The sequence below is a fragment of the Brevundimonas viscosa genome (genome assembly GCF_900116065.1).
GTDB classification, from domain to species: Bacteria; Pseudomonadota; Alphaproteobacteria; order Caulobacterales; family Caulobacteraceae; genus Brevundimonas; species Brevundimonas viscosa.
Map to the genome: position 1 here is coordinate 218,733 of NZ_FOZV01000005.1, position 25,538 is coordinate 244,270.

At 71.0% G+C, this 25,538-nt stretch carries 25 protein-coding genes; 17 read left to right on the forward strand and 8 right to left on the reverse strand.

Annotated features, from left to right (window positions below; genetic code table 11):
- Nucleotides 1-178 precede the first annotated feature (178 nt).
- Nucleotides 179-1,786 carry a DUF1570 domain-containing protein gene (locus tag BM333_RS11250; RefSeq protein ID WP_245777246.1) on the forward strand — a complete coding sequence of 536 codons (1,608 nt, stop codon included), beginning with the start codon at nt 179-181 and terminating at the stop codon, nt 1,784-1,786.
- Here BM333_RS11250 and BM333_RS16270 read toward each other — a convergent pair.
- Nucleotides 1,770-1,904 carry a hypothetical protein gene (locus tag BM333_RS16270; protein ID WP_281246052.1) on the reverse strand — a complete coding sequence of 45 codons (135 nt, stop codon included), beginning with the start codon at nt 1,902-1,904 and terminating at the stop codon, nt 1,770-1,772. The two genes, BM333_RS11250 and BM333_RS16270, sit on opposite strands and share 17 nt — an antisense overlap.
- Nucleotides 1,905-2,065: 161 nt before the next feature.
- Between BM333_RS16270 and BM333_RS11255 the strand changes: the two genes are divergently transcribed.
- Both BM333_RS11255 and BM333_RS11260 read left to right on the forward strand, forming a co-directional pair.
- Nucleotides 2,066-3,697 carry a peptide chain release factor 3 gene (locus tag BM333_RS11255; RefSeq protein WP_092311368.1) on the forward strand — a complete coding sequence of 544 codons (1,632 nt, stop codon included), beginning with the start codon at nt 2,066-2,068 and terminating at the stop codon, nt 3,695-3,697.
- Nucleotides 3,698-3,763: 66 nt separating this feature from the next.
- Nucleotides 3,764-5,284, forward strand: a complete 1,521-nt coding sequence (locus tag BM333_RS11260) for a tetratricopeptide repeat protein (protein WP_092311371.1) — start codon at nt 3,764-3,766, stop codon at nt 5,282-5,284.
- Between the two features lie 10 nt (nt 5,285-5,294).
- Here BM333_RS11260 and BM333_RS11265 read toward each other — a convergent pair whose 3' ends face one another.
- On the reverse strand, nt 5,295-5,678 hold the full coding sequence (locus BM333_RS11265; RefSeq protein ID WP_092311374.1) for a hypothetical protein: 384 nt from the start codon (nt 5,676-5,678) through the stop codon (nt 5,295-5,297).
- A 138-nt stretch (nt 5,679-5,816) separates the two neighbouring features.
- On the opposite strand from BM333_RS11265, the gene BM333_RS11270 reads away from it, so the two are divergent.
- Nucleotides 5,817-6,158: a hypothetical protein gene (locus tag BM333_RS11270; RefSeq protein ID WP_092311377.1), complete on the forward strand. Its 342-nt coding sequence runs from the start codon at nt 5,817-5,819 to the stop codon at nt 6,156-6,158.
- Between the two features lie 107 nt (nt 6,159-6,265).
- On the forward strand, nt 6,266-7,510 hold the full coding sequence (locus tag BM333_RS11275; RefSeq protein WP_092311380.1) for a hypothetical protein: 1,245 nt from the start codon (nt 6,266-6,268) through the stop codon (nt 7,508-7,510).
- Here BM333_RS11275 and cysQ read toward each other — a convergent pair.
- Nucleotides 7,507-8,292, reverse strand: a complete 786-nt coding sequence (gene cysQ / locus BM333_RS11280) for a 3'(2'),5'-bisphosphate nucleotidase CysQ (RefSeq protein ID WP_092311585.1) — start codon at nt 8,290-8,292, stop codon at nt 7,507-7,509. The two genes, BM333_RS11275 and cysQ, sit on opposite strands and share 4 nt — an antisense overlap.
- A gap of 89 nt (nt 8,293-8,381) precedes the next feature.
- Here cysQ and chpT point away from each other — a divergent pair, with 89 nt between their 5' ends.
- The 5 genes from chpT (at nt 8,382) to BM333_RS11305 (ending at nt 10,986) form a co-directional block, all read left to right on the forward strand.
- Nucleotides 8,382-9,038, forward strand: a complete 657-nt coding sequence (chpT, locus tag BM333_RS11285) for a histidine phosphotransferase ChpT (RefSeq protein WP_092311383.1) — start codon at nt 8,382-8,384, stop codon at nt 9,036-9,038.
- 101 nt (nt 9,039-9,139) lie between these two features.
- Complete coding sequence (locus BM333_RS11290; RefSeq protein ID WP_092311387.1) at nt 9,140-9,511, forward strand: response regulator; 372 nt, start codon at nt 9,140-9,142, stop codon at nt 9,509-9,511.
- A gap of 4 nt (nt 9,512-9,515) precedes the next feature.
- A complete protein-coding gene (locus BM333_RS11295; protein ID WP_092311390.1) occupies nt 9,516-10,334 on the forward strand; it encodes a CheR family methyltransferase in 819 nt (272 codons plus the stop codon).
- Between the two features lie 62 nt (nt 10,335-10,396).
- Nucleotides 10,397-10,624 carry a hypothetical protein gene (locus BM333_RS11300; RefSeq protein ID WP_092311393.1) on the forward strand — a complete coding sequence of 76 codons (228 nt, stop codon included), beginning with the start codon at nt 10,397-10,399 and terminating at the stop codon, nt 10,622-10,624.
- A gap of 23 nt (nt 10,625-10,647) precedes the next feature.
- Nucleotides 10,648-10,986, forward strand: a complete 339-nt coding sequence (locus tag BM333_RS11305) for a hypothetical protein (RefSeq protein ID WP_143105813.1) — start codon at nt 10,648-10,650, stop codon at nt 10,984-10,986.
- Nucleotides 10,987-11,326: 340 nt separating this feature from the next.
- Here the strand turns inward: BM333_RS11305 and BM333_RS11310 are convergent, their stop codons facing one another.
- Nucleotides 11,327-11,779: a PA2169 family four-helix-bundle protein gene (locus BM333_RS11310; protein WP_092311399.1), complete on the reverse strand. Its 453-nt coding sequence runs from the start codon at nt 11,777-11,779 to the stop codon at nt 11,327-11,329.
- Nucleotides 11,780-11,930: 151 nt separating this feature from the next.
- Here BM333_RS11310 and BM333_RS11315 point away from each other — a divergent pair, with 151 nt between their 5' ends.
- The 5 genes from BM333_RS11315 to alaS all read left to right on the forward strand — a co-directional run bounded on the left by BM333_RS11315 (nt 11,931) and on the right by alaS (nt 18,797).
- The gene (locus BM333_RS11315; protein WP_092311402.1) at nt 11,931-13,817 is read left to right on the forward strand and encodes a M20/M25/M40 family metallo-hydrolase; all 1,887 of its coding nucleotides are present in this window, start codon (nt 11,931-11,933) and stop codon (nt 13,815-13,817) included.
- Nucleotides 13,818-13,980: 163 nt separating this feature from the next.
- Complete coding sequence (recA, locus tag BM333_RS11320; protein WP_092311405.1) at nt 13,981-15,060, forward strand: recombinase RecA; 1,080 nt, start codon at nt 13,981-13,983, stop codon at nt 15,058-15,060.
- Between the two features lie 209 nt (nt 15,061-15,269).
- Nucleotides 15,270-15,539: a hypothetical protein gene (locus BM333_RS11325; RefSeq protein WP_092311408.1), complete on the forward strand. Its 270-nt coding sequence runs from the start codon at nt 15,270-15,272 to the stop codon at nt 15,537-15,539.
- Between the two features lie 57 nt (nt 15,540-15,596).
- A complete protein-coding gene (locus BM333_RS11330; protein ID WP_092311411.1) occupies nt 15,597-16,058 on the forward strand; it encodes a hypothetical protein in 462 nt (153 codons plus the stop codon).
- 78 nt (nt 16,059-16,136) lie between these two features.
- A complete protein-coding gene (alaS, locus tag BM333_RS11335) occupies nt 16,137-18,797 on the forward strand; it encodes an alanine--tRNA ligase (RefSeq protein WP_092311414.1) in 2,661 nt (886 codons plus the stop codon).
- On the opposite strand, the gene BM333_RS11340 is transcribed toward alaS, so the two are convergent.
- From BM333_RS11340 to BM333_RS11350, 3 genes are all read right to left on the reverse strand, one after another.
- Nucleotides 18,794-19,342: a DUF2939 domain-containing protein gene (locus BM333_RS11340; protein WP_092311417.1), complete on the reverse strand. Its 549-nt coding sequence runs from the start codon at nt 19,340-19,342 to the stop codon at nt 18,794-18,796. The two genes, alaS and BM333_RS11340, sit on opposite strands and share 4 nt — an antisense overlap.
- Nucleotides 19,343-19,422: 80 nt before the next feature.
- Nucleotides 19,423-20,022: a DUF2939 domain-containing protein gene (locus BM333_RS11345; protein WP_092311420.1), complete on the reverse strand. Its 600-nt coding sequence runs from the start codon at nt 20,020-20,022 to the stop codon at nt 19,423-19,425.
- 104 nt (nt 20,023-20,126) lie between these two features.
- Nucleotides 20,127-21,341, reverse strand: a complete 1,215-nt coding sequence (locus tag BM333_RS11350; protein WP_092311423.1) for an NADP-dependent isocitrate dehydrogenase — start codon at nt 21,339-21,341, stop codon at nt 20,127-20,129.
- A gap of 186 nt (nt 21,342-21,527) precedes the next feature.
- On the opposite strand from BM333_RS11350, the gene BM333_RS11355 reads away from it, so the two are divergent.
- Complete coding sequence (locus BM333_RS11355; protein ID WP_092311426.1) at nt 21,528-22,454, forward strand: NAD(P)/FAD-dependent oxidoreductase; 927 nt, start codon at nt 21,528-21,530, stop codon at nt 22,452-22,454.
- 355 nt (nt 22,455-22,809) lie between these two features.
- The gene (locus BM333_RS11360; protein WP_092311428.1) at nt 22,810-23,724 is read left to right on the forward strand and encodes a LysR substrate-binding domain-containing protein; all 915 of its coding nucleotides are present in this window, start codon (nt 22,810-22,812) and stop codon (nt 23,722-23,724) included.
- Here BM333_RS11360 and BM333_RS11365 read toward each other — a convergent pair.
- Nucleotides 23,721-25,520, reverse strand: a complete 1,800-nt coding sequence (locus BM333_RS11365; RefSeq protein ID WP_177221870.1) for a DUF885 domain-containing protein — start codon at nt 25,518-25,520, stop codon at nt 23,721-23,723. The two genes, BM333_RS11360 and BM333_RS11365, sit on opposite strands and share 4 nt — an antisense overlap.
- Nucleotides 25,521-25,538 lie beyond the last annotated feature (18 nt).

The following is a 25,538-nucleotide window of genomic DNA, read 5'->3' on the forward strand; positions in this document are numbered from 1 at the left end:
GCGGCCCGTTGAAGCCACCGTAGCGGCAGGCGCTTGCGGTTCCGTTCCCGAACGTCGTTAAGGAATTCCGACCGGGCAAGGCCGGAGGCGCGCCCGCACATCCCGCTTGAGCCGCGGATCGCCTGGCCGTTAGGGTGGCGCGGGGAGATCGGGGGAACCGCTCATGAGTGTTGCGTCGATGCTGAAGACGGCGGCCTGCGCCGTTGCCGCCTGCCTCGCCCTTTCGGCCGGCCCGGCTGCGGCCGAGTGGCGACGGGCCGAGACCGCCCACTTCATCGTCTACGGCGACGTGCCGGAGCGGACGATCCGCCGCTACGCCCAGAGGGCGGAACGGTTCGACGCCCTGCTGCGCGCCTACTATCCCATCGAGGTCGATCACGAGATTCCCAAGCTCGAGATCTTCATCGCCGAGGGACGCCGCGACATGGAGCGGGCCTACCCGGGCATCGGCGCCAGCGTCGCCGGCTATTATTCGCCGAACAGCGGCCGCATCCACGCGGTCGTCGACACCGAAGCGACCGGCGGCGACGTGGTCCTGTTCCACGAATACGCCCACCACTTCATGTTCCAGATGCGCGCCAACGCCTACCCGTCGTGGTTCGTGGAAGGCTTCGCCGAATACTATTCGACGGCCGACATCGCGCCGGATCGCATCCGCTTCGGCCGGCATCACCCCGGCCGGATCCGGGCGCTGGCGATGGGCGCCAACAGCTGGGCGCGCATGGAGGATGTGCTGACGTGGCGTTTCACGCCCTCGGGCCGCTACCCGGCGTTCCTGTACTACGCCCAGGCCTGGGCCATGACCCACTACTTCATGAGCACGCCGGAGCGCACCCGGATGCTGGGCCAGTATCTCGCCGCTGTCGTTCGGGGTGAGAACTCGGTGACGGCGATGCAGGCGGCGACCGGACGCACCCCCGAGCAGCTGCAGCGCGACGTCCGGATGTACGTCTCCGGGACGATCAACGAGCTGACGCCGCAGATCGAGATTCCCGAGCCGGAGGTCGTGGTGACCGAGCTGTCGGAGGCCGAAAGCGACATGGCCTGGCTGGACCTGCGCCTCGACCGGACGCCGGTGAAGCAAGAGCCGGCCGACGACGACGGGCGGACGCAGAAGTCAGAGGCGCAGAAGGCGCGGGAGGCGCGCGAGGAAGCCGAGGAACGCGCCGATCTGATCCGCGACGCCCTCGCGGCCGCCGGGCGCCACCGGGGAGAGCGCATGGCCATGCTGGTGGAGGCTCGCGCCCACCGCCTCGCCGGCGACACCGATGCCGCCCTGACCGCGCTCGAGCCGCTGCTGGGCGAAGGGACGACGGACTCCGAGGCCCTGCGGCTGGCAGGCGACATCCTGCTGGATGTCGCCGAGGCCGAAAGCGGCGCCGCCGCCGATGGTCGCCGGCGCGCCTCGATGGGCTACCTCGCCCGGGCGCTCGACGCCGACCCGCTCGACTTCCGCGTCTACCTCGCCCTCAATCGGGCCCGGAACGGTCAGACCGCCTATCCGACCGACAACGACCTCTCGACGCTGGAGGTGGCGCGGGCGCTGGCGCCGCAGTCCTTCGACGTGCGCCTGCGCCTGGGCCAGGCCTACCTGGCGCGTTCGATGAACGACGCGGCGATCCTCACCCTCCAGCCGGTCGCCAACAGCCCGCACCGCAGCCGGTACACCCGTCAGGCCAGGGCCATGATCGCCGCCGCCCGCGGCGAGGCCGAGCCGGTCGACGACGCCCCGCCCGCCGAGGACGCGGCGGCGGAGACGCCAGCCGCGGCTAGAGCAGCGCGTTGAACACCACGTGCACGATCAGCGCGCCGGCGACGATGACGCCGAAGCCGACCAGCAGACTGATCGCCGGATGCGGTCCGTCACGCGAGGGCGGAGGGTCGAGCGGGGGATGCAAAGCCATGGCCGTTCCTGCGTTTCCTCAGGCGGCGCCCGGCTTGGCGTGACCGGGTCGTCTCGCCTGAAGCGACCATGACTCCGAAGACCCTTCGGCGCGAGGGGATATTTCGCCTCGGGTGACTTTGTCGCGCTTCCGCGCTAGGTCGCGCGGCCCAAGGAAGACCCATGTCGAAACTGACTCTCGAACAGGAGGCCGGCCGTCGCCGGACCTTCGCCATCATCGCGCACCCCGACGCGGGCAAGACCACCCTGACCGAGCATATCCTGCTGGCCGGCGGGGCGATCCGCGCCGCCGGGGCCGTGCGCGCCCGCGGCGAGAACCGCCGCACCCGCTCGGACTGGATGAAGATCGAGAAGGAGCGCGGCATCTCCGTTTCGGCGTCGGTGATGACGTTCGAGCACGACGGGAAGATGTTCAACCTGCTGGACACGCCGGGCCACGAGGACTTCTCGGAGGACACCTACCGCACCCTGACGGCGGCCGACTGCGCCATCATGGTGCTGGACGCCGCCAAGGGCATCGAGCCGCAGACGCTGAAGCTGTTCGAGGTCTGCCGCCTGCGCGACATCCCGATCATCACCTTCATCAACAAGCTGGACCGCGAGGCCCAGGACCCGATGGCCCTGCTGGACGACATCGCCAGCCGGCTGCAGCTCGACCCCGCCCCGATCTGGTGGCCGGCCGAGAGCGGCAACCGCCTTCGCGGCATGGTCGAGATCGGCACCGGCCGTTTCCAGCCCTACGTCCGCAAGGCCGCCGGGTCGGACGAGGATCCGGAGCACGGCGATCCGCTGCCGCTGGCCGACGCGGCCGCCCATTTCGAGGGCGGCGAGCAGGCCGACCTGGCCGAGGCGCTGGAACTGGTCGAGGGCGGCTACAAGCCTTTCGACCGCGAGGCCTTCCTCGAGGGCCACATGACGCCGGTGCTGTGGGGCTCGGCGCTGCGCCACTTCGGCATCGAGCAGCTGCTCAAGGCGATCGGCGACTGGGCCCCGGCCCCCAAGGTGATGAAGGCCCGCAAGGAGGCGCCGCCCGAGACCCGCAACGCCCCCGAACCGGTCGAGCTGACCGTCGACCCCGGCTCGGCCGAGGTCACCGGCTTCGTGTTCAAGGTCCAGGCCAACATGGACCCCAACCACCGCGACCGCATCGCCATGTTCCGCATGGCCTCCGGCCAGTTCCGCCGCGGTATGAAGCTGAAGGTCCAGAACACCGGCAAGCAGCTGTCGGTGAACGCTCCGATCATGTTCTTCGCCTCCGACCGCGAACTGGCCGAGGACGCCTTCGCCGGGGACGTCATCGGCATCCCCAACCACGGCGTGCTGCGCGTCGGCGACAGCCTGTCCGAGAGCGGCCTGATCCGCTTCGCCGGCCTGCCCAACTTCGCCCCCGAAATCCTCCAGCGCGTCCGGGTCAAGGACCCGCTCAAGGCCAAGCACCTGAAGAAGGCGCTGGAAGGCCTCGCCGAGGAAGGGGTCACCCAGCTGTTCCGGCCCGAGCTCGGCTCGGACTTCATCGTCGGCGCCGTCGGCCAGCTGCAGTTCGAGGTCATGGCCGACCGGCTGGGCGAGGAGTACGGCCTCGACGTCGTCTTCGAGCCGAGCCCGTACGCCGAGGCGCGCTGGATCGGCGGCGACAAGGCCGATCTTGACGACTTCGCAGGCAAGTATCGCCCCCAGATGGCCCGCGACATCGACGACCAGCCGGTGTTCCTCGCCAAGTCGAGCTGGGAGACCGGCTACGTCGGCGAGCGCTTCCCGAAGGTCAGCTTCATGAAGACGAAGGAGCGGGGCTGATCGGCCTCTGGACAACCTCGCCTTGAGGCCCGCAGGTAGGCGGAACGGGCTCGGGGAGGAATCGACATGCAGCATCGTCTTTGGGGCGGCCGGCTGGCCGCGGGCGCCGGGGCCCTGGCCCTGGCCCTGCCCAGCGCCGCTGCCGCGGAATGGCGCAGGGGCGAGACGGCCCACTTCGTGGTCTACAGCAACGGCTCGGAGCGCAACCTCCGCGACTACGCCGCCCGGCTGGAGCGCTTCCACGCCCTGCTCCGGACCGTGACGCGGGCGGCGCAGGACGATGAAGACCTGCGCAAGTTGCCCGTCTATCTGGTCGACAACGCCCGGGAGTTGAGGATCGTCCAGCCCGGGCTCCCCGAAGGCGTGGACGGCTATTACAGCGCCGGCCACCAGGACATTCGCGCCGCCCTGATCAGGGGCAGGGACGACGACCTGCTGCTGCACGAGTACACGCACCACTTCATGTCGCACTATTCTCCGGGCAGCTATCCGGCGTGGTTCCGGGAGGGGTTCGCCGAATATTTCGCCACAGCCACGGTGGACAGTCGCGGTCGATCCACCTTCGGCTACCCCGGACTCGGCCGGTTGCAGACCCTGCACCAGCAGCGCTGGATGCCGCTTGAGCAGCTCCTCACCGCATCCCCCATGGAGCTCGAACGCCAAGGCCAGCGCTGGGCGTACTACGCCCAGTCGTGGCTGCTGACGCACTACTTCCTCTCGGACGCCGGCCGGCAACGCCAACTGGACGCCTACCTGCGGGCGCTCCGCGCGGGCGCCGATCCGCTGGACGCCTTCTTCGGCAATGTCGGCACGACCCCTGAGGGCCTGACCCGCACGCTCCGCTCCTATTACCAGCGCGGCATGCGCTACTCCGAGCTGACCCTGCCGCCCCTTGCGCCGGAGATCACCGTCACCCGCATGCCGGAAAGCGCGGACGACGTCCTCCTGATCGGCGTCGACATGCGGGACGGAGCCGACGAGGACCGGGGCCCGGAACTGCTGGCGGCCTCGCGCGCGGCGGCGGCGCGTCATCCCGGAGACGCCCTGGCCCTGACCGTGCTGGCTCGCGCCGAGATCGCCTGGGGCGACGCCGCAGCCGGCGACGCCGCCTTGCGCCAGGTGCTGGAGATCGAGCCCGACAACGTCGAGGCGCTCCTGATGGCCGCCGAGCGGCGCATCGAGGCGGCCCACGAAGAGGTCGAGCAGGACGCGCTGCTCGCCGGCTATCGGGAGGCGCAGTCATTGCTCGGGCGCGCGTATCAGGCCGATCCCACCGACTATCGCGTCCTCGCCGAGCTCGCCATGCTGCGCCAGAGCGCCCCCGATTATCCAACCGAGAACGACCTGCAGACCTGGCGGCTCGCCGTCAGGCACGCCCCCCAGGTGCTGGGCCTGCGCGCCCAGGCCGCCACCGCCCTGCTGCGCGCGGGCCTCACCGACGAGGCCGCGCTCCACCTCACGCCCCTCGCGGACGACCCTCATGGCGGCGAGTTCGCAGAGCGCGCGCGGGCGCAGATCGAACGCATCCGAGAGCGCCCGGCGGCGAGCGGGGCGGAGGCCGAAGTTTCCGGCCAGCCTGTGGATTGAGCCGGCCGCCTCAGGCTACGGCGAGACTGGTCTCGGCGCGCAGGCTCTCGAGCATGGCCGCGGCCGCCTCGGGCGTGGCGGCCGCGAGGTGGCGGCGGCCGTCGAACAGGGCGTCCATGACCCGGCACCAGAGGCGCAGATTTGGGTCGTGGCTGACGAAGACGGTCCAGCAGGGACCGGTTCGGCCAAAGATGTCCGCCGCCGCCTGGATGTCGGCGTTGTCGACCTCGCCGCTGCTTTCGCGCACGTCCTGGACCCAGTCCCAACCCGCCAGTTCCGGGCGCTCGGCGGCCAGCCCCGCAATGTAGCGAACGACCGCCGGGCCGGTGGCGCCGTCGCGGATCGTCATGAAAACCCGGCGCTTGGCCTCGTCGATGCGGTGGCTGAGGTCCATCTTTTCCCCCTGTGCGGCGACCACCCTAGGCGGACAGGGTTACCGACATCTTCACCCTGTCGACTCGCGCGCCAGCTTTCCCTCGCCCGCGGAGCATGTTTCTCTGCGCGCGAAGGGCGGGGCGTCCCGGAGGATACGATGATCGCGGCAGCCCTCATGGCCATGACGTCGCTGGTCGGCGGCCAGACCGCCGAGCCGATCCTGTCCTACGACGCGGTGGTCCGCTGCGCCGGACTGACCCAGGCGGCCTCCGAGCTGGAAGGCGGCGAGAGCCGCGAGGGGCGTCTGCTGTTCGACGCCGCCCTGTACTGGTCGCTGACCGCGATCCAGGTCGCCCAGGCGTCGGGCCGCACGCCGGCGGCCGCGGAGGCCGACCAGACGCGCGCTCGCATCCGCGCCGTTCGCGACCTGACCGCAAGGGATGCCCGCGCCGTGGCCGAACTCGGACGCTGTCGCGACCGCACGCCCCGGCTGGGTTGAGCCGACGCTCCGCCAGATCGAACCTGCGGCGCGGCGCTGCGTTTGCTCCTGACCTGCCGGGGATGACGCGTTCGTCCCGAAGCGGGACGACCGGAGCACGGCTGCGCATGTTCGAATTCGGCAGGGATCTGAGGAAGCTCTTCGAGAACGCCCGCGAAAGCGAGGATCTCGGCTGGCTGGAACTCGTCGGCGCCGAACTCGTGCAGATGGAGGCGCGGCGCGAGGCGGTCGACGCCGGCCGCGTGTCCTGCGCCCGCCCCTTCGACGGCTGGATGCGCGCCTCGGCGCTGTGGCGCGAGCATGCCCGGCGTACCGGTTCGAAAGCCAGTCTCGACCACGCCGCCGCGGCGGCCTCCGACGCGGCGCGCCATACCACCTGCCCCGACCAGACCGCCGCGGTGGCGATCGAGTCGGGCGAGATCCACCTGCTGCGCTTCGATCTGTTCGGGGGGCCGGCGTCGCTCACCGCCGCCCTGGCCGACGTCCAGGCGCTGACCGCGGAGCGGCCGACGACCCGCTGCGCCGCCGCCAGCCTGCACGCCCGGCTGAGCGCCCGCCGCGCCCGCCTGTGCGGCGAGACCCGGGCGCTGCTGGACGCCGCCGCCCTGCTGGACGCCGCCCTTCACGGGGCGGGCCGGCTGCCGCCGGCGGCCGGCGACGAACTGCGCCTTGAGCGCGCCGCCCTCGGGCTGGAAGCCGGGGTTGCGCGGCGCGATCCACGGCTGCTGGACCAGGCCGGACGCGACCTGCGCGCGCTGATCGAGAGCGCCTCGCCCGACCAGCGGCCGCTGACCCGCGCCCGCGCCCTGGCCATGGCCGGCGCCGGCATGGCGGCGCTCGCCGCCCTGGCGAAGAATGAGGCCGCCGCCCTTCAGGGGCGCGCCCTGTTCGAAGCCGCCGCAGACCAGTTCACCCCCGATCACAGCCCGCTGGACTGGCTGGCCGTCCTCCTCGCCCGGACCGACGAAGCCCCCGCCTTGGGCAGCCTCCGTCAGGCCGAGGCCCTCGGCCGCCAGCCCGGCCTGCTGCTCGGCGCCCTGGCGCGGGAGCGACGCCTCGCCGCCGAGACGGCGCTGGCCGAGGCCGTGGGCGACCTCAACGCCCTCTCCGCCCTGGAAGACACCGTGCGCCGCCGCCTGACGGCGGCCGAGCCGCTGCAGCCGCTGGACTGGGCCGCCGACCAGATCGCCATGGCCCGCATCGCCCTCGCCCGGTCACGGCTGACCGGGGCCGAGCCGAAGGCCGTCGGCCTGATGCTGACGGAGGCCATGGAGACAGCCCGGGAATTCGGCGCCGCTGCGCTGGCCGGGCGAGCGGCGAGCGTCGTTTCCGCGATATCCGGTCCGGTTTAGCCGCCCAGCGCCACGAAGCCGCCGTTCAGCCAGCCGGGCTTGCCGTAGCGGAGCGGCTGGCCGTCCTCGGCCATGACCCGGCCCCCGGCCGCCTCCAGCACCGCCTGCCCGGCCGCCGTGTCCCACTCCGAGGTCGGCCCCGAGCGCGGATAGGCGTCGAAGCGGCCTTCGGCGATCAGGCAGAACTTCAGCGAGGAATCCGTGCCCTGCCAGGCGGTGCAGCCGTGCCTTCCGGCCAGGCGCCCCGCCTCCTCGTCCGTCATGCTGTGGCTGAGCAGCGCCACCGGAGCCGCCGGCCGCTCGCGGACCCGGACGGCCTGCCACGGATCGCCGAAGCGGCGGCGGAAGGCCCCTCCCCCTGACGCACCACTGCGCCAGGTCGTTCGGGTCGCCGGCGCCGTGACCACCCCGGCCACCGGCGCGTCGTCCCGGATCAGGCCGATGTTGACCGTGAAGCTCTCGCGCCCCTGCACAAAGCCGCGGGTGCCGTCCAGCGGATCGACCAGCCAGAACCACTCGCCAGGGCGCTCCGGAGCCCCGTGTTCCGCCACCGCCTCCTCGGCCACCGCCGGGATGTCCGGCCAGCGCTCGGCGAGGCGCGCCAGGATCAGCGCCTCGGCCTGCTGGTCGGCGAGGGTGACGGGGCTGTCGTCGGCCTTGGTGGTGGCGACGACATCGGTGCGCCAGAACGGCAGGATGACCGCGGCCGCCTCCTCGGCGATGTCGGCCAACGCCTCGGCGAGGACGCCGGAGGCGAGATCTTCGGACAATCGGTTACGCATGCGGCTGCGATAGAACATCCGGACGGTTTGAAGAACCGGCAAATCAGGGCAGCGTCCGGCGCGACCCGACCTGTGACCGCGAAGACCCGATGACCGACGCCGCCTCCGCTTTCGACCTGCCTGACGGCCAGGCGCTCGCCGCCCTCGTCGCCGGCAAGCTGTGCCACGACTTCATCAGCCCCGCCGGAGCCATCGGCTCGGGTCTCGACCTTCTGAAGGACCCGACGGCCCAGGACATGCGGGACGACGCCATGGGGCTGATCGAGTCGAGCGCGAGGAAGATGATCGCGCTTGTCGCCTTCGCCCGCGTGGCCTTCGGCGCCTCGACCTCGGCGGAGCGCTTTTCGGGGGGCGAGCTGGGCGCGCTGGTGGCGGGCCTCACCGAAGGCGGTCGGGCCACCCTCCACTGGCGCGTCGCCGACGAGACCTTTTCCCGCGCCGAGGCCCGCGCCCTCGTCAATCTCGCCTATCTGGCCATGGCCGCCCTGCCCTCCGGCGGCGCCGCAGTGGCGGCCGCCCGGCGCGAGGCTGACGCACTCGTGATCGAAGGCCTGGCCGAGGGTCCGCGCGCCCGTCTCAAGCCGGAAGCGACGGCCGGGCTGGCCGGTCGCCCGCTCACGGAAGGGCTGCCGGGTCAGTGGATCCAGCCCTACTGGCTATGGCTGACGGTCGCGGATGCGGGCGGCGCCCTCGAGGTCAACGTGGAGGAGGGTCGTGTGGCGCTCCTCGCCCGGATGCCTAACTGAGGCTTAAGCCCGCTTCCCAAGGACTCGTTAACCGGCTCGCGCCGATCATGTAGCGGTGCGCGGGACGGGCGTCGCGCAGTCTGAGTTCACGGAAAAAGCCGGTGACCCCAAGGACCTGTCTGATCGTCGACGACAGCCGGATCATCCGCAAGGTCGCCCGCCGCATCGTCGAGGGGCTGAAGTTCGAGGTCGACGAGGCCGCCGACGGTTCGGAGGCCCTGACCTTCTGCGCGGCCGTCATGCCGGATGTCGTCCTGCTCGACTGGTCGATGCCGGTGATGGACGGCCTGACCTTCCTGCGCCGCCTGCGCGCCCTGCCGGGCGGCGATCGCCCCAAGGTGCTGTTCTGCACCATCGAGACGCGCGCCGAGCGAATCGCCGAGGCGCTGTCGGCCGGGGCGGACGACTATGTGATGAAGCCGTTCGACGGGGAGATCTTGAGCTCCAAATTCGCAGAGGTGGGAGCCGTCTGACCTCATGTCGCCCGAGGATTTCGATCGCCTCCAGTCGTTGATGGCCACGCGCGCGGGCTACCGGCTGACTCGCGACCGGATGAAGCTTGCCGAGCATCGCCTCGGCCCGGTGGCCCGGCGCGAGGGCTTCGAGACCGTCGAGGCCATGCTGGCGGCCCTGTGGGCGAGACCGGTCGCCAGCCTTGGCTGGGCCGTGATCGAGGCCCTGCTCAACCCCGACACCTGGTTCCGGCGCGACCGGGGCACGTTCGACACCCTCTCGGGAGAACTGCTTCCGGCCCTGGTCCGGGCCCGGGCTGGAAAGCCGATCCGCATCTGGTCGGCGGGCTGCTCGACCGGACAGGAGGTCTGGTCCATCGGCATGGCCGCGCTGGAGATCGGCGCCGCCGTCGAGATCGTCGCGACCGATCTGTCGCAGCGTGCGCTGGAGAAGGCCCGCACCGGCGCCTACACCGGCTTCGAGATCCAGCGAGGGCTGAAAGCCCAGACCATGCTCCGCTGGTTCGACCAGGCCGAGGACGCCTGGATCGCCAGGGCGGAACTGCGCGCTCTCGCTCATTTCACCCGCGCCAACCTCCTGACGCCGCCCACCGCGGACGAGCCCCGCTTCGACCTGATCTTCTGCCGCCACGTGCTCGACGACATGGACGCGGGCGTTCGCGGCCAGGTCCTCGACCAGCTGGAGCGCCGGCTGGTCGACGACGGCTGCCTGTTCCTCGGCGCCGGCGAGCGGATCGGCGCCGACAGCCTCGCGTTCCGTCCGGTCTCCGGACGCCAAGGCCTGTTCGTCAAGTCGCCCACTGTGCTGAAGCGGGCCGCCTGACGCACGTTTGTCGGGAGTCCGTCACAGGAACGACTTCGCGCGACGGTAGTTCTCCGGCTCCCATGAGCCAGACCTTCGACTCCTACTTCTGTATCGTCGTGACGCCGGACGAGCCGGTCGCCGACCTGTGCGTGCTCGACGCCGTCGACGACGCCGCCGCCCTGCGGGCGGCGTCGGAGATCGCCCATGCGTGGCCTGCCGCCCGGCGGGTCGAGGTGTACCGCGGCGAACGGCCGATCGGCGTGATCAGCGCCGCCACGCCGGACGCGTCCCTGCTCGAAGCGGCCTGATGCGACGGTGAAGCCGGCGCTGCATGGCCGCCGAAACTTCTGGCGCCGCCGCCCGGATCGTCGTGACTTCTTCACCTATTTGTGCAAGCGATGCCGCAGGCGTCTTTGGCGCTGAAATGTCTTTGAGAGGGGTTATCATGAAGAAGGTTGTCTCGGCCTTGGCCGCAGGTCTTCTGCTCGTCGCCGGCCAGGCGGCGGCGGCCAACAACTCGGCGGCTGCCCGTGTCGGCGACCGCGTCGGGGTTGATGCTGGCGAAGCCAGCGAGTTCGCGGGCGTTCCGCTCGCGGTGCTGGCCGTCGGCGCCGCCATCATCGTGGCCGGCATCGTCGTCGCCACCGACGACGACAGCGAAAGCGACTGACACCAGTCGAATCGCAGATTGGAAGCCCTGCCCGCTGCGGGCAGGGCTTTTCCGTTCCGCCGCCGTGCGGCGATGAGTCCGCTCACACAGGGTGGTCAGTATGCGTTGGTTTCGGATCTGGATCCGGCAGATTTCGTGCAGACGGCACCGGTGGCGGTCGCATCCGGATCGGGCCGACGTGGAATGGTGCGACCTCTGCAGGGCGAAACGCCGGCGGTGAGGGCATGGCCTGACGGCGCCTCGGCGGCCCCTTCCTCCCGCGCCGGGCGACGGCAAGCGCACCCGCCCGGCCGAAGCGGTCGCCCCCGCAGGAACGACCGCCTGACCGTCAGGTCCCCAATCAATGCATCCGGTGCTTCAGCGCGCTGATGGTATCGTGGTCCGACTTGATCGAGGCGTACTCGGTCATGACCAGCTGGCGGGCCGGCTCGGGCAGGTCGTCGTCGCGCGTCGCCGCCTCGAACTTGGCCTTGATCACATCCTCGCCGCGCTCGACCTCGTCGATCACGCCCTGGTCGTCGCGGCCCATCAGGTCGCCGCGCATCTCGGCGAACTTGTTGTGGATGCGGCCCATCAGCGACTGGTCGTCCTCGGGCTCGCCGCCGAAGCTGCGCACCTCCTGCTGCAGTCGACGCGACAGCTCCTCGCGCTTGCCGGCGCGCTCGCTGAACATGGCCTTGAACTCGGGATTGTCCGCGCCTTCCGCCGCCTTGCGATAGCCGTGGGCGCTGTCCAGCGTCGTCTCGATCAGGCTGTTCAGGACGTGGACGGCGCGGTCGTTGGGGGTGCTCATGGGGCTCTCCTTTTAGGGTTGGAGTTGTCCCAATGAGCGGAGCCGCGACCTCGTTCCGGCGGTCGCCTCACGTTCACGGTGCCTCGCCCGCGGGAGGTGACGTTCGCGCCGGCAGCGGCTAGCGTGGCCGCCTCACCGGGGAGGGTGTCCGATGCGGCTTGTGTGGCTGACGGGATCGCTGGCGCTCGCGCTTCTGCTGGCCGTGCTGGCGCTGCAGGTTCCACGCCCCGCCCCGGCCGACGCGCCGCCTTCCGCCTTCTCGGCCGCGCGCGCGCTCGCCGATGTGAACGAGATCGCCCGCGCGCCCCACCCGCTGGGCTCGGCCGAGCACGCCCGCGTCCAGGCCTTCCTCCTCAGCCGCTTGGAGCGGCTGGGTCTGGAGACCTCGACCCAGACGGGCCCGATCTCGCGCGGCGCGGCCCGCTACCTGCGCCAGATGGGCGGCGACCCGGCGGCGGCCGGCTACCGGGCGGTCAACCTGATCGGCGTCCTGCCCGGGCGAAACCCCGACCTCCCCGCCGTGGCCCTGATGGCCCACTACGACACGGTGCCGATGTCGGCCGGGGCCGCCGACGACTCGGCCGGGGTGGCGGCGGTGCTGGAGGCGGTGCGCGCCATCCGCGGCCGCGGGGCGGCCGACCGCACCCTCGTCGTCCTGTTCACCGACGCCGAGGAGATCGGACTGGACGGCGCCCGCATCTTCTGGGGCGGCCATCCCCTTCGCGACCGCATCGGCGCCGTGGTCAACCTCGAGGCCCGGGGCGGCGGCGGCCGCGCCATGATGTTCGAGACCGGCCGCGGCAACGCCCAGACCATCGACCTGCTCGCCCGCGTCGCCGGCCGCGTCGACGGCGGCGTCACCTCCAACTCGCTGGCCGTGTTCGTCTACGAGATGATGCCAAACGGCACCGACTTCACCGTCCCGCGCGATCGCGGCGTGCAGGGGCTGAACCTCGCCTTCATCGGGCGCCCGGAGCAGTACCACGCCGCCGTCTCGACCCCCGAAGCGCTCGATCCCAGCAGCGTCCAGCACATCGGCTCCCAGGCGCTGGAGGCCGCCGACGTCCTGCTGCGCGCGCCGGATCTGCCCGCCCGAACCACCGACGCCGTCTACGCCGACCTGTTCGGCCGGATCGTGATCGCCCATCCGCCGGCGCTGGGCTGGGGCCTGTTCGTCGGCGCGGCGCTCCTGTTCGGCTTCGCCGCCTGGCGCGCCCGCTCACGCGCCGGCCTGACCCCGGGCGACATCGGCCGCGGCGCCGTCGACGGGCTGTGGTTCCTCTCCACCGGCCTCGTCCTCGCCCAGGCCGTGCGGCTCTTGGGCGGGCCGATGGCGGCCCGGGCCGAGAGCGCCGACGCCTACTACGTCCTGCTGGCCCGCCTGCCCTGGCTGGAGGCCGGCGTCGCGGCGGCCCTGCTCGCCCTCGTCCTCGTGCTGATCGGCGGCCGCGGCCGGCTGGACCGGCGCTGGATGGTGGTCGCGGTGGCGGTCGTCGCGGTCGCGGCGATGGTCTACGGCGGCTTCGACCCGGTGCTGGCCGGCGCCGCCGGAGTCGCCGCCGGGCTCTCGGCCTTCCCGGGCCTGTCGCCCCGCTCGACCTGGGGCGGCTGGACCGGCCTCATCGCCTTGGTCCTCGTCCTGGGCGTCGCGGCGCAGGCGGCCGCCCCCGCCACCGCCTTCCTCTTCCTCTGGCCCGGTCTGCTGGCGGCCGCGGCGGCCGCCCTCGCCGCGGCCCTCGACCCCGGCCTGACCCGCTGGCCGTCACGGGCGCCGGTCGCCCTGACCGCCATCCTCGGCGTCGGCTGGTTGATCAGCCTGGGGCATCCGGTCTTCCTCGGAGTCGGCATGGACCTCCCCGGCGCGCTCGCCCTCTTGGCCCTGCTGGCGGCCATGCTGCTTCGGCCGCTGGAGCCCGGCGTCGGTCTGCGGCGCTCCTTGCTGATCATCGCCGCCGCCATCCTGGTCCTCGGTTCGTCGGCTGCGGTCGCGGGCCGGTTCGTGGAGCCGATGAGCCTGCCGGCGGCGGCGGACGCCTGAAGGAGATACGTCAAATTCGGTCGTAGCCTCTCAACGCGCCGAAAAGAACATATTGGCAACCGGAACAAACCGTGCACATAGTCCCGCTCACGAAACGAGGGGGCGGGTCCGGGCGGGTCTCTCCCGAAACCAGATGGGAATCATGGCAAGGGAGACAAAGGCGATGGCACAGGCGGCTTTGAAACTGGTGGGCAAGGAAGACGGCGACAAGCAACGCGCGCTCGAGGCGGCGATCGCCCAGATCGACCGCGCCTTCGGCAAGGGTTCGGTGATGAAGCTCGGCAAGGCCGGGGTGGTCGCCGAGATCGAGAGCGTCTCGACCGGTTCGCTGGGCCTCGACATGGCCCTCGGCATCGGCGGCCTGCCGGTCGGCCGGGTGATCGAGGTGTTCGGTCCCGAGTCCTCGGGCAAGACCACGCTGGCCCTGCACACCGTGGCCGAGGTCCAGAAGAAGGGCGGCACCGCCGCCTTCGTCGACGCCGAGCACGCGCTCGATCCGGTCTACGCCCAGAAGCTGGGCGTCAACCTCGACGACCTTCTGGTGTCGCAGCCCGACGCCGGCGAGCAGGCGCTGGAGATCGTCGACACCCTGGTGCGCTCGGGCGCCGTGGACATCGTGGTGGTCGACTCCGTCGCCGCCTTGACCCCCCGCGCCGAGATCGAGGGCGAGATGGGCGACAGCCTGCCCGGGCTTCAGGCCAGGTTGATGAGCCAGGCGCTGCGCAAGCTGACCGCCTCGATCTCGAAGTCGAAGTGCATCGTCCTGTTCATCAACCAGATCCGTCACAAGATCGGGGTGATGTACGGCTCGCCGGAGACCACGACCGGCGGCAACGCGCTGAAGTTCTACGCCTCGGTGCGCCTCGACATCCGCCGCACCGGCGCGATCAAGGACCGCGACGAGGTGGTCGGCAACACCACCCGGGTGAAGGTGGTCAAGAACAAGGTCGCCCCGCCTTTCCGCGAGGTGATCTTCGACATCATGTACGGCGAGGGCATCTCCAAGATCGGCGAGATCATCGACCTCGGCGTCAAGGCGGGGATCATCGAGAAGTCGGGCAGCTGGTTCAGCTACGACAGCCAGCGCATCGGCCAGGGGCGCGAAAACGTGCGCGCCTTCCTCAAGGCCAATCCGGACATCGCCGCCTCGATCGAGAAGGCGGTGCGCGCCTCGACCAACAAGATCGCCGACGAGCTGCTGGGTACGCCCGAGCCGGACGAGGGTCAGGATCTCGAGGGCTGACGTCAGGTCTTCCCGACGAAAGTGCACGATGTGCACTCGAAATTGTTCAGTGTGTACTTCTCCGGCCGGGTCCGCCGACCCGCCATCCGACCCCGCCGGGCCGGGCCGGACGGAGCGGCCGCCCGACCCACCCGTCGGGCGGCCTTTTTTCGCAGGCGAACCAAAGCCGAACTCGCGGGTTGCCTGCCTGTTCAAGCCGGAGATCCGCCATGGCCGACGTCCAGTCCCTCAGCCAGTTCACCCTCTCGGAGACCCCCGACGGCTACCTGATCGAGATCGAGGGCGACGGCGGCGCCTCGATCGCCGTCGAGGCCTCACCGGAACAGCTCGACGCCATCATCGACGCCCTCGCCGACCTTCTCGACGACGAGGACGATGACGACGCCGCCCCCTCCGACGCTTACGACGGCGACGGTCCGGACGAGGAGGAAGACGAGGACGAGCACGTCGACGACGTGGTCCACGAGGAGGAAAGCTGAGCCGTATGGCAAGCGTCCGGCGACGGCGCTAGGCTCGCTCCCGCAAGGGAGACAGCCATGGCCCGCCGCTCGACCTCGACCGCCCGCGCCGTCCTGCTCGCAGGGCTCGCCGCTGGCGCGGTCGACATCCTCGCCGCCTTCGTCATCTACCGCCCGGCATCGCCCGCGCGCATCCTCCAGTCCGTGGCCAGCGGGCTGCAGGGGACGGCAGCCTTCGAGGGCGGCCTTGCCAGCGCAGCGATCGGCCTCGCCGCCCACTTCCTGATCTCGATCGGCTTCGCCGGCCTGTACCTGGCGGCCGCCGGCCCCGCCCCGGTGCTGCTGCGCCGTCCCCTGGTCTCCGGCCTGACCTTCGGCCTGTTCGTCTACGGGGTGATGAACGCCGTCGTCGTGCCGCTGTCGCTCGCTCCGGACCGGCCGGGCCCGCCGCCGGAGATGATCGGCCTCGGCCTCCTCGCCCACGCCCTGTTCGGCCTCGCCCTCGCCTTCACCGCCGCCCGCCTGGCGCCCCGACGCTGACGCCGCCCCCAGGGGTGATGCGTTCGCGGCGAAACCCCTATATGGACGCAGCCTCCCCTGAAGCGTCCGCGACGAACCATGGCCAGCCTGAACCAGATCCGCTCCACCTTCCTCGACTTCTTCGCCGCCGACGGCCACGAGAAGGTGCAGTCCGCCCCGCTGGTCCCCCAGAACGACCCGACCCTGCTGTTCGTCAACGCCGGCATGGTGCCGTTCAAGGACTACTTCACCGGCGCCGCCACCCCGCCGTACCGCCGCGCCGCCAGCTCGCAGAAGTGCGTCCGCGCCGGCGGCAAGCACAACGATCTCGACAACGTCGGCTACACCGCTCGTCACCACACCTTCTTTGAGATGCTGGGGAATTTCTCCTTCGGCGACTACTTCAAGGAACACGCCATCGAGCGCGCGTGGGCCCTGGTCACCAAGGAATTCGGCCTCGATCCCGACCGGCTGATGGTCACCGTCTACATTGACGACGACGAAGCCTTCGACATCTGGAAGAAGGTCGCCGGCTTCCCCGACCACAAGATCGTCCGCATCGCCGGCAGCGACAACTTCTGGGCCATGGGCGACTCCGGCCCCTGCGGCCCCTGCACCGAAATCTTCTGGGACCACGGCGAGCACATCCCCGGCGGCCCTCCGGGCTCGCCGAACGAGGACGGCGACCGCTTCGTCGAGATCTGGAACAACGTCTTCATGCAGTTCGAGAAGGAGAACGACGAGATCGTCCGCTCCCTTCCCAGACCCTCGGTCGACACCGGCATGGGTCTGGAGCGCATCGCCGCCGTGCTGCAGGGCGTCCACTCCAACTATGACGTCGACCTGTTCAAGGCCCTGATCGCCGCCTCGGAGGACGCCACCTCGACCAAGGCTGAGGGCGACCGCGCGCCCAGCCACCGGGTCATCGCCGACCACCTGCGCAGCTCGTCCTTCCTGATCGCCGACGGCGTCACCCCCTCCAACGAGGGCCGCGGCTATGTGCTGCGCCGGATCATGCGCCGCGCCATGCGCCACGCCCACCTGCTGGGCGCCTCTGACCCGCTGATGCACCGGCTGGTCCCCGCGCTGGTCACCGAGATGGGCGAGGCCTATCCCGAGCTGAAGCGCGCCCAGGCCTTCATCGAGGACACGCTGAAGCAGGAGGAGATCCGCTTCCGCACCACCCTGGGCCGCGGCATGGGCCTGCTCGAGGACGCCACCCGCGACCTGCCGCAGGGCGGGATCATCACCGGCCAGACCGCCTTCACCCTCTACGACACCTATGGCTTCCCGCTCGACCTGACCCAGGACGAGGCCAGACGCCGCGGCTTCAACGTCGACGTCGACGGCTTCGAGACGGCCATGGCCGAGCAGCGCGAGCGCGGCAAGGCCAACTGGAAGGGCTCCGGTCAGAGCGCCAACGCCGGCGAGTGGCTGGCGCTGCGCGACCGCCTCGGGCCGACGGTGTTCACCGGCTACGAGGCGGTGGACGACACGGGCGAGGTGCTGGCGCTGATCCACGAGGGGCACGCGGTGGACCGGGTCGAGACCGGCCACACGGCCGAGGTCGTCTTCGATCGCACCCCCTTCTACGGCGAGGGCGGCGGCCAGGCCGGTGATCGCGGCGAGATCGAATGGACCGACGCTTCCGGCCAGACGGGCGCGGCGACCGTGCTGGACGTCCAGAAGCACGGCGGCGACCTCTTCGCCCACCGGCTCGAGGTGACCTCGGGCGTCCTCGAGATCGGCGCCCGGGTCGGACTGCATGTCGATCCGCAGGCGCGGCTGACCACCCGCGCCAACCACTCGGCCACCCACCTGCTGCACGCCGCCCTCCGCAACGTGCTGGGCGCCCACGTGGCCCAGAAGGGCCAGATGGTCGACGCCGAGCGCATCCGCTTCGACTTCAGCCACAACGCCCCGCTGACCGACGATGAGATCGCCGCCATCGAGGACGAGGTGAACGCGATCGTTCGCCAGAACCTGCCCGCCGAGACGAAGCTGATGGCGCCGCAGGCCGCGATCGAGGCCGGGGCCATGGCCCTGTTCGGCGAAAAGTACGGCGACGAGGTCCGCGTCCTCACCCTCGGCAAGGCGCTGGCCGGCGAGGGCGACTATTCGGTCGAACTGTGCGGCGGCACCCACGTGGGCCGCACCGGCGACATCGCCCTGTTCAGGATCGTCTCGGAGAGCGGCATCGCCGCCGGCGTGCGCCGCATCGAGGCCCTCACCGGCGAGGCCGCCCGTCAGCACCTGCTGGCCCAGGCCAACGTCGCCCGACGCCTGGCGCAGGGCTTCAAGGTCCAGCCCGGCGACGTCCCGGCCCGGGTCGAGGCCCTGACCGGTTCGGTCAAGGCGCTCGAGAAGCAGGTCGCCGAGCTGAAGAAGCAGCTGGCCCTCGGCGGCGGCGCCGGCGGTGTCGCGGCGCCCGAGGACATCGGCGGGGTCAAGCTGATCGCGCGGGTGCTGGACGGCGTCGGCGGCAAGGAGCTGCGCGGCGTGGCCGAGGACTTTCGCAAGCAGGTCGGTTCGGGCGTAGTGGCCCTGATCGGCGTCGCCGAGGGCAAGGCGGCGGTCACCGTCGCCGCCACCTCGGACATGGCCGGCAAGGTCAACGCCGCCGACCTCGCCAAGGCGGCGGTGCTGGCCATGGGCGGCCAGGGCGCCGGCGGCAAGCCCGACTTCGCCCAGGGCGGCGCTCCGGACGGCTCGAAGGCCGAGGCGGGTCTGGCGGCGGTGCGGGCGGCGCTGGCCGGCTAGTTTCCGCTCTCGATATCAACCGCGGCCAGCTTCCACGCGAACAGGCCGCGGCGTTCGAGGATCAGGGCCAGTTGCTGGTCCGGCCGGTCGCGATCCGTCAGCGTGACCGCGAAGTGGTTCAGGTCGCGATAACCCCACGACTGGTGGATGTCGTCGCTGTCGCGGGCGTCGCCCGGCTCCCGTTCCGGCGGCTGGGTCGGGTCGGGAGCCTCGGCGGTGACGACCATCTCGGCCACCATCTCCGGCGTCACCAGGGTGTCCACGGCGCCCGACAGCAGCATCGGGGCCAGCATCAGGCCAAGGCCGCCGAGATCACTGCCGGCGATGTCAGGATCGCGCCGCATGCGAGCCACAAGCTCGGCGTTGAGCTCTTCCTTCAGGCTCTGGCGCAGGGAGGGGAAGTCCACCAGCGCCTCCAGCTTGCGGGCGTCCCCGGCCTTGGCGGCGCGGATCAGCCCCTGGGCCGCCAGCACCGGCGCGGCGGCCCACGCCGCGGCCACTGCGACGATGGCCGCCAGCGCAAGCCCGATCAGAAGCTTCTTCATGCGATCCCTCCGGCGTCGTAACGCCTCCCCACGGCCACGGTTGCCCCGAGTCGAAGGCCGCTGCCAGAGGTTGCGTCGGCTCAGCCGGCCTTGCGTCCGGTCGGAGCTGGCGCCCCCGCCGGGCGGGGGCTTACGGCGGACGGCGCCACCCCGTCGGGCAGGCCGATGTGGGCGAGCCGCCATTCGAACGGGCCGCGCCGTTCAAAGGTGAAGATGGTGCGCGACCCGCCCTCGTCGCTCACCCCAAGGCGCGCCCGGTTGACGCCCCAGTACACCGGGGTCGGCGTCGGATCGCTGGCGCGGCTCGAGGGCGTGAGCGACGTGCGCTGGCGGGCGAAGCGGCCCTCGCCCCGCGTCAGCGCCGCCATCGCGGCCGGCGTCAGGTACGCGTCCACGTCCTCGGAGGCGACGGCTTCCGGCTCGAACTGCCGACGCACCGCGCCGACCGGATCCTCGAGGAAGGACGGCGCCGGCGCCTGGGCGGCCGGGTTCCCGGCCAGCTGAGGCCGAAGCGACTGGCGCACCGCCGGGTAGTCGATGAGCCGGGCGAGCGCCGCGGCGTCATTGGCGTCGGCTGCGGAGCGGATCGCGAAGAATGCCACGGCCGGGGCGGCGAAGAAGCTGATCACCGCCACGATCACGGCCAGCAGCAGCAGATTGCCGATGATCTTCACGCGCATCTCCCGAACACCGGTTCATCAATGCACGAAGCGCGGATCGGCTCAAAGAAAAGCCCGCCGGACGCGAATCCGGCGGGCCGTTCCTGTCGACCGCGATCGATGCCTCAGGCCGCCATGGCCTTGTTCAGGTTCTCCGCGACCTTGTCGAGGAAGCCCTCGGTGGTCAGCCAGCCCTGCTGGTCGCCGACCAGCAGCGCCAGGTCCTTGGTCATGAAGCCGCTCTCGACGGTGTCGACGACGACCTTCTCCAGCGTCTCGGCGAAGGCGATCAGGTCCTGGTTGCCGTCCAGCTTGCCGCGATGCTTGAAGCCGCGGGTCCAGGCGTAGATCGAGGCGATCGAGTTGGTCGAGGTGGCCTCGCCCTTCTGGTGCTGGCGGTAGTGGCGCGTGACGGTGCCGTGGGCGGCTTCCGACTCCAGCACCTTGCCGTCCGGCGTCATCAGCACCGAGGTCATCAGGCCCAGCGAGCCGAAGCCCTGGGCCACCACGTCCGACTGCACGTCGCCGTCGTAGTTCTTGCACGCCCAGACGAAGCCGCCCGACCACTTGATGGCGGCGGCCACCATGTCGTCGATCAGCCGGTGCTCGTAGGTCAGGCCGCGGGCCTTGAACTCTTCGGCGAACTCCTCGTCGAAGACCTTCTGGAACAGGTCCTTGAAGCGGCCGTCGTAGGCCTTGAGGATGGTGTTCTTGGTCGACAGATAGACCGGATAGTTGCGATTCAGGCCGTAGGCGAAGCTGGCCCGGGCGAACTCGATGATCGACTCGTCGAGGTTGTACATGCCCATGGCCACGCCGGCGCCCGGGGACTTGTAGACCTCGTGCTCGATCACCTGGCCGTCGTCGCCGACGAACTTGATCGACAGGGTGCCGGCCCCCGGCATCAGGAAGTCGGTGGCCTTGTACTGGTCGCCGAAGGCGTGGCGGCCGACGACGATCGGCTGGGTCCAGCCGGGGACCAGACGCGGCACGTTCGAGCAGATGATCGGCTCGCGGAAAACCACGCCGCCGAGGATGTTGCGGATGGTGCCGTTCGGCGACTTCCACATCTTCTTGAGGTTGAACTCCTTCACCCGCGCCTCGTCCGGGGTGATGGTGGCGCACTTTACGCCGACGCCGTGGCGCTTGATCGCCTCGGCCGCGTCGACCGTCACCTTGTCCTCGGTCGCGTCGCGGTTCTCGATCGACAGGTCGTGGTAGTCGAGCTCGAGGTCCAGGTACGGGAAGACCAGCTTGTCCTTGATCATCTGCCAGATGATCCGGGTCATCTCGTCGCCGTCGATGTCCACGATGGGGTTGGCGACCTTGATCTTGGCCATGCGGGTTTCGCGCCTCTGACTTGGGATGGGGAGTGGTGGCGGCGGTATAGCCCTCGCCGCCGGGCGCGCAAACCCCGCGGGGCGAGGCTCGTCTGTTGCGCCTCCCCTGCCCGCTCCGGGGGCAGCAGGCGGGCGGTACGGCTGGACTCCGGCGAGCCGTTTCCCTTCGCGGCGCGTTAAGCGGCGATGCCAGTCTCCGCCTCCCATCCTGATGCGCCCGAGATCCTCGTCATCGGCGCCGGCCCGGCCGGCCTCACGGCCGCCACATACCTTGCCCGCTTCCGCCGGCAGGTGCTGGTCGCCGACGGCGGATCGCCGCGGGCCTGCTGGATTCCTCTCAGCCACAACATGCCCGGGTTTCCCCACGGCATCACCGGCGACGCCATCCTGCGCCGGATGACGGAGCAGGCGCAGGAATACGGCGCGACAATCGAGCCGGGCGCGGTCGGCAGTCTGCACCGCGACGGCGACAGGTTCGTCGCCCGGCTGAACGGCCGCGAGGTCCGGACGCGAGCCGTGCTGCTCGCCACCGGCGTGGTCGATCATCACCCCGACCTGCCGGGGGTCGAACGCGCGATCGAACGGGCGCAGGTTCGCATCTGCCCGATCTGCGACGGCTATGAAGCCACGGACAAGGCGGTGGCCGTGATCGGCTGCGACGACACAGGCGTGCGGGAGGCGAGCTTCCTGCGCACCTACTCCCGGCGGGTGACGCTCATTCACGTCGGCCCGCCGGAGGCCCTGACCGCGAACGGCGAACTTGACCGCCTTGGCATCGAACTGATCCGCGCCCCGATCGACAACGTGCGGCTCGACGGCGACCGCGTGACCGCGCTGGGATGGAACGGGACATTCCGCGCCTTCGACCTGGTCTATTCGGCGCTGGGAACATCACCCAATGCGCAGCTGGCTGGCGGGCTGGGCGCTGCTGTGGGCGAGGACGGCCGTCTGGTGGTCGACGGACACCAGCGGACCAGCGTCCCGGGCCTCTACGCCGCCGGGGACGTGGTCCGCGGACTGAACCAGATCGCCGTGGCCACGGCGGAGGCGGCGATCGGGGCGACGGCGATGCACAATGACCTGCGGGAGGCCGACGGACTCGTGGTCCGCTGAAATCCGGCTCGACCCGGCCCCGGGAGCAGGAGACTCCGGAGCCGGGCCACGACCCGCAAGGGGCCGACGATCACGCGCGGGGGAAGGGAATTCGCCTGCGACGGACCGGATCACGTGCTGAGGATCAGCGCTGCGCGGATTTGAGGACCGGGGCCGGACCGCGCAGCCGACGCCGCGTCCGGCTCCGCCGCCAGTCGTCGAGGACTGAAGCCCAGCCCCATGCGGGTTCCTTATGCGTGCGGTACATTTCTTCCATGTCAGCCTCCTCGGCGGGGCGCTTCTGATGTTGATGACTATCGGCTTGACAGCGCTGCGTCACAAACCAGAATGTCCGCCACCGCAACAAGGCTGACTTATGGCTGATCCGCTCTCCGGAATTCCCCTCGCCTCGATCCGGGTGTTCGAGGCGGCGGCGCGGCTGAAAAGTTTCACCCGGGCGGCCGAAGAGCTGGGCATGACCCAGGCCGCGGTGAGCTGGCAGATCAAGGCCTTGGAGGGGCGACTGGGCCAGAGCCTGTTTCGCCGTCTGCCGCGCGAGGTTCAGCCCACCGAGGCGGGGGAGCGGCTGTCGCGCGCCGCCACCGAAGCCATCACCCTGCTGCGCCGCGCCATCGACGATCTGACTGAGGCGGACGAGCACATCCTCTCCATCACCACCCTCGCGACGCTGGCGACCCAGTGGCTGGCCCCGCGGCTCGGCGCCTTCCAACTGTTGAACCCGGGCCTGGCGGTGCGGCTGGACACCAGTCCGGCCCTGCTCGACCTGTCGCGCGAGGGCTTCGACGTGGGAATCCGCTCCGGATCGGGCGAATGGGCCGGCATGGAGAGTCAACTCCTCATGCCCAGCGTCTTCACGCCGCTGTGCGGGCCGGCCATGGCCGATCGGCTGAACCTCAAGGACCCGTGCGATCTGCTCGATGCGCCGCGGATCGGCATGGAGAAGGAATGGGCGGCGTGGTTCGCGGCCGCCGGACTGAGCGACGGAGCGCGGCCGGCGACGCGGCTGACCGCTGACTACCAGGTGCTGGAGGTCGCGGCCGCGCTGGGGGACCAGGGCGTGGCGCTGGCCTCTCCCATTCTCTTCGCGCGCGAGATCAAGGCGGGCCTGCTGGTCCGGCCGTTCCGCCAGATCGTGTCCTTCCACGCCGGCTACTACCTGGTCTGGCCGGAGGGCCGCCGGCGTTCCCCGAAGATCCGCCGCTTCCGCGACTGGCTGCAGGCCCAGGCCGACGCCGACCCGGCCGTGGTCGAGGCGCGGGCGGGCGTCTAGGCCCGCATCAGCTGCTCCAGCACCGCCAGCGGCGCCGAGCCGTTGACCAGCACCCGGTCGTGGAAGTCGCGCAGGTCGAAGCCGGGCCGCGCCGCCGCCTCGGCCCGCAGGCGGGCGATGACGGTGTGGCCGATCTTGTAGGCGCAGGCCTGGCCCGGCATCGAGACGTAGCGGTTGATCTCGCTGTTGGCGGCGTTGAGCGGCTTGGCGCCGGAGGCGGCCATGTACTCGACCGCCCGCTCGCGGCTCCAGCCATGGTGGTGCATGCCGGTGTCGACGACCAGCCGCACGGCCCGGAAGAGGTAGGACATCAGGAAGCCGACCCGGCCTAGCGGATCGTCAGCGTAGACGTCGAGGTCGTCGGCGGCGACCGCCTCGGCGTAGAGCGCCCAGCCCTCGTTGTAGGCCGAGAAGCCGTTGGCGCGGCGGTAGGGCGGCAGGGTGTCGGTCTCGCGCTGCAGGGCGACCTGGAGGTGATGGCCGGGCGAGGCCTCATGGTAGGTCAGGGTCGGGAGGGCGAACTTCGGCCAGTTCGTGGTGGAGCGCAGGTTGATGTAGTAGGCGCCCGGCCGGGAGCCGTCGAGCGGCGGCCCCTGGTAGTAGCCGCCGGGCGCGCCGGCCTCGATCGCCGGCGGCACGCGGCGCACCTCGACATCGGCGCGGGGCAGGCGGCCGAACACCTCGGGCAGCCGTGGCTTGAGCGCCTGCACCTGCCGGTTCAGCGACTCGATCAGGGCGACCTTGCCCGCGTCGGTGTCGGGCCACAGCTGGGCGGGGTCGCGGTTGAGCGCGTCGATGCGCTGTCCGACCGTCCCCTCGCTCCTTCCCTGCGCCTTCAGGATGGCGTCGATCGAGGCGCTGATCTCGGCCACCTGCTCCAGGCCGATGCGGTGGATCTCATCGGCGGACAGGGTGGTGGTGGTCCAGTGCTTCAGGGCGTGGGCGTAGAAGGCCTCGCCCTCGGGCAGGCGGCGGACCGAGGCGTCGTGGACAGCGCGGGGGCGCAGGGTTTCGAAGGCGGCGATCTGGCGGGCGAGGGCCGGCTTGACCTCGGCCTCGACCAGGGCGGCGGCGCGGTCGCCGTAACCGGAAAGGCCGAGCGCCGCCGCCTTGCGCTCGAGCGTGCGGATCATCGCCATGTCGCCCGCCGGCTGAGCGGCGAGGGCGTTGAGCTGGCCAGAGGTCAGGTCGAGGATGAAGTCGGGCGGGACCACGCCCTTGCCGGCGTCGGCCCGCACACGTTCGGTCTCGGCGTCCACGGAAGGGGCGAACGCCGCCAGCCGGGCGAGGAAGGCCTCGGCCCCGTCGCGGTCCTCGACCCGGTGCTGGGTGTCGAGGAAGTCGGGGACGGTGAAATAGGCGCCGGTCAGCTGGTTGACGAGGTAGGGGCCCATCCGCCCGCCGCCCATGGTCGAGCCGTAGTCGAAGCCGGCCCCCGTCGCCGCCGTTTCGGCCCGGAAGGCGGCGACGGCGTGGTTGATCCGCCCGGCTTCGCTGAGCGCGCCCTGGTCGAAGGCCTGCAGCGTCCGCCAGCGGTTCAGCGCCCGGATGCGGTCGTCCTGCCAAGCCGCTGCGCTGCGGTCGCTCAGCTTCGAGGCCAGATGGGCCCGCTCGCCGCGGTCGAGGCCAAGATTGGTGGCGCTCTCCGGCGAGTCCTCGATGTCCTCGTCGAACCAGCGGCTCAGCAGGGCGTCGAGCTCTCCGTCCGCGTCCCGGGCGAAGGCGATCACCGGACCGGCGGCGACCGCGGCGGCGCCGGCGGCGGCGGAGATGAGCAGGCGGCGGCGGTCGATCATCGCGGCTCTCCGTCTGCG

Coding starts and splice junctions, on each gene's coding strand:
- BM333_RS11250 (WP_245777246.1), top strand. CDS start 179: ATGCTGAAGACGGCGGCCTGCGCCGTTGCCGCCTGCCTCGCCCTTTCG.
- BM333_RS16270 (WP_281246052.1), bottom strand. CDS start 1,904: ATGGCTTTGCATCCCCCGCTCGACCCTCCGCCCTCGCGTGACGGACCG.
- BM333_RS11255 (WP_092311368.1), top strand. CDS start 2,066: ATGTCGAAACTGACTCTCGAACAGGAGGCCGGCCGTCGCCGGACCTTC.
- BM333_RS11260 (WP_092311371.1), top strand. CDS start 3,764: ATGCAGCATCGTCTTTGGGGCGGCCGGCTGGCCGCGGGCGCCGGGGCC.
- BM333_RS11265 (WP_092311374.1), bottom strand. CDS start 5,678: ATGGACCTCAGCCACCGCATCGACGAGGCCAAGCGCCGGGTTTTCATG.
- BM333_RS11270 (WP_092311377.1), top strand. CDS start 5,817: ATGATCGCGGCAGCCCTCATGGCCATGACGTCGCTGGTCGGCGGCCAG.
- BM333_RS11275 (WP_092311380.1), top strand. CDS start 6,266: ATGTTCGAATTCGGCAGGGATCTGAGGAAGCTCTTCGAGAACGCCCGC.
- cysQ (WP_092311585.1), bottom strand. CDS start 8,292: ATGCGTAACCGATTGTCCGAAGATCTCGCCTCCGGCGTCCTCGCCGAG.
- chpT (WP_092311383.1), top strand. CDS start 8,382: ATGACCGACGCCGCCTCCGCTTTCGACCTGCCTGACGGCCAGGCGCTC.
- BM333_RS11295 (WP_092311390.1), top strand. CDS start 9,516: ATGTCGCCCGAGGATTTCGATCGCCTCCAGTCGTTGATGGCCACGCGC.
- BM333_RS11300 (WP_092311393.1), top strand. CDS start 10,397: ATGAGCCAGACCTTCGACTCCTACTTCTGTATCGTCGTGACGCCGGAC.
- BM333_RS11305 (WP_143105813.1), top strand. CDS start 10,648: ATGGCCGCCGAAACTTCTGGCGCCGCCGCCCGGATCGTCGTGACTTCT.
- BM333_RS11310 (WP_092311399.1), bottom strand. CDS start 11,779: ATGAGCACCCCCAACGACCGCGCCGTCCACGTCCTGAACAGCCTGATC.
- BM333_RS11315 (WP_092311402.1), top strand. CDS start 11,931: ATGCGGCTTGTGTGGCTGACGGGATCGCTGGCGCTCGCGCTTCTGCTG.
- recA (WP_092311405.1), top strand. CDS start 13,981: ATGGCACAGGCGGCTTTGAAACTGGTGGGCAAGGAAGACGGCGACAAG.
- BM333_RS11325 (WP_092311408.1), top strand. CDS start 15,270: ATGGCCGACGTCCAGTCCCTCAGCCAGTTCACCCTCTCGGAGACCCCC.
- BM333_RS11330 (WP_092311411.1), top strand. CDS start 15,597: ATGGCCCGCCGCTCGACCTCGACCGCCCGCGCCGTCCTGCTCGCAGGG.
- alaS (WP_092311414.1), top strand. CDS start 16,137: ATGGCCAGCCTGAACCAGATCCGCTCCACCTTCCTCGACTTCTTCGCC.
- BM333_RS11340 (WP_092311417.1), bottom strand. CDS start 19,342: ATGAAGAAGCTTCTGATCGGGCTTGCGCTGGCGGCCATCGTCGCAGTG.
- BM333_RS11345 (WP_092311420.1), bottom strand. CDS start 20,022: ATGCGCGTGAAGATCATCGGCAATCTGCTGCTGCTGGCCGTGATCGTG.
- BM333_RS11350 (WP_092311423.1), bottom strand. CDS start 21,341: ATGGCCAAGATCAAGGTCGCCAACCCCATCGTGGACATCGACGGCGAC.
- BM333_RS11355 (WP_092311426.1), top strand. CDS start 21,528: ATGCCAGTCTCCGCCTCCCATCCTGATGCGCCCGAGATCCTCGTCATC.
- BM333_RS11360 (WP_092311428.1), top strand. CDS start 22,810: ATGGCTGATCCGCTCTCCGGAATTCCCCTCGCCTCGATCCGGGTGTTC.
- BM333_RS11365 (WP_177221870.1), bottom strand. CDS start 25,520: ATGATCGACCGCCGCCGCCTGCTCATCTCCGCCGCCGCCGGCGCCGCC.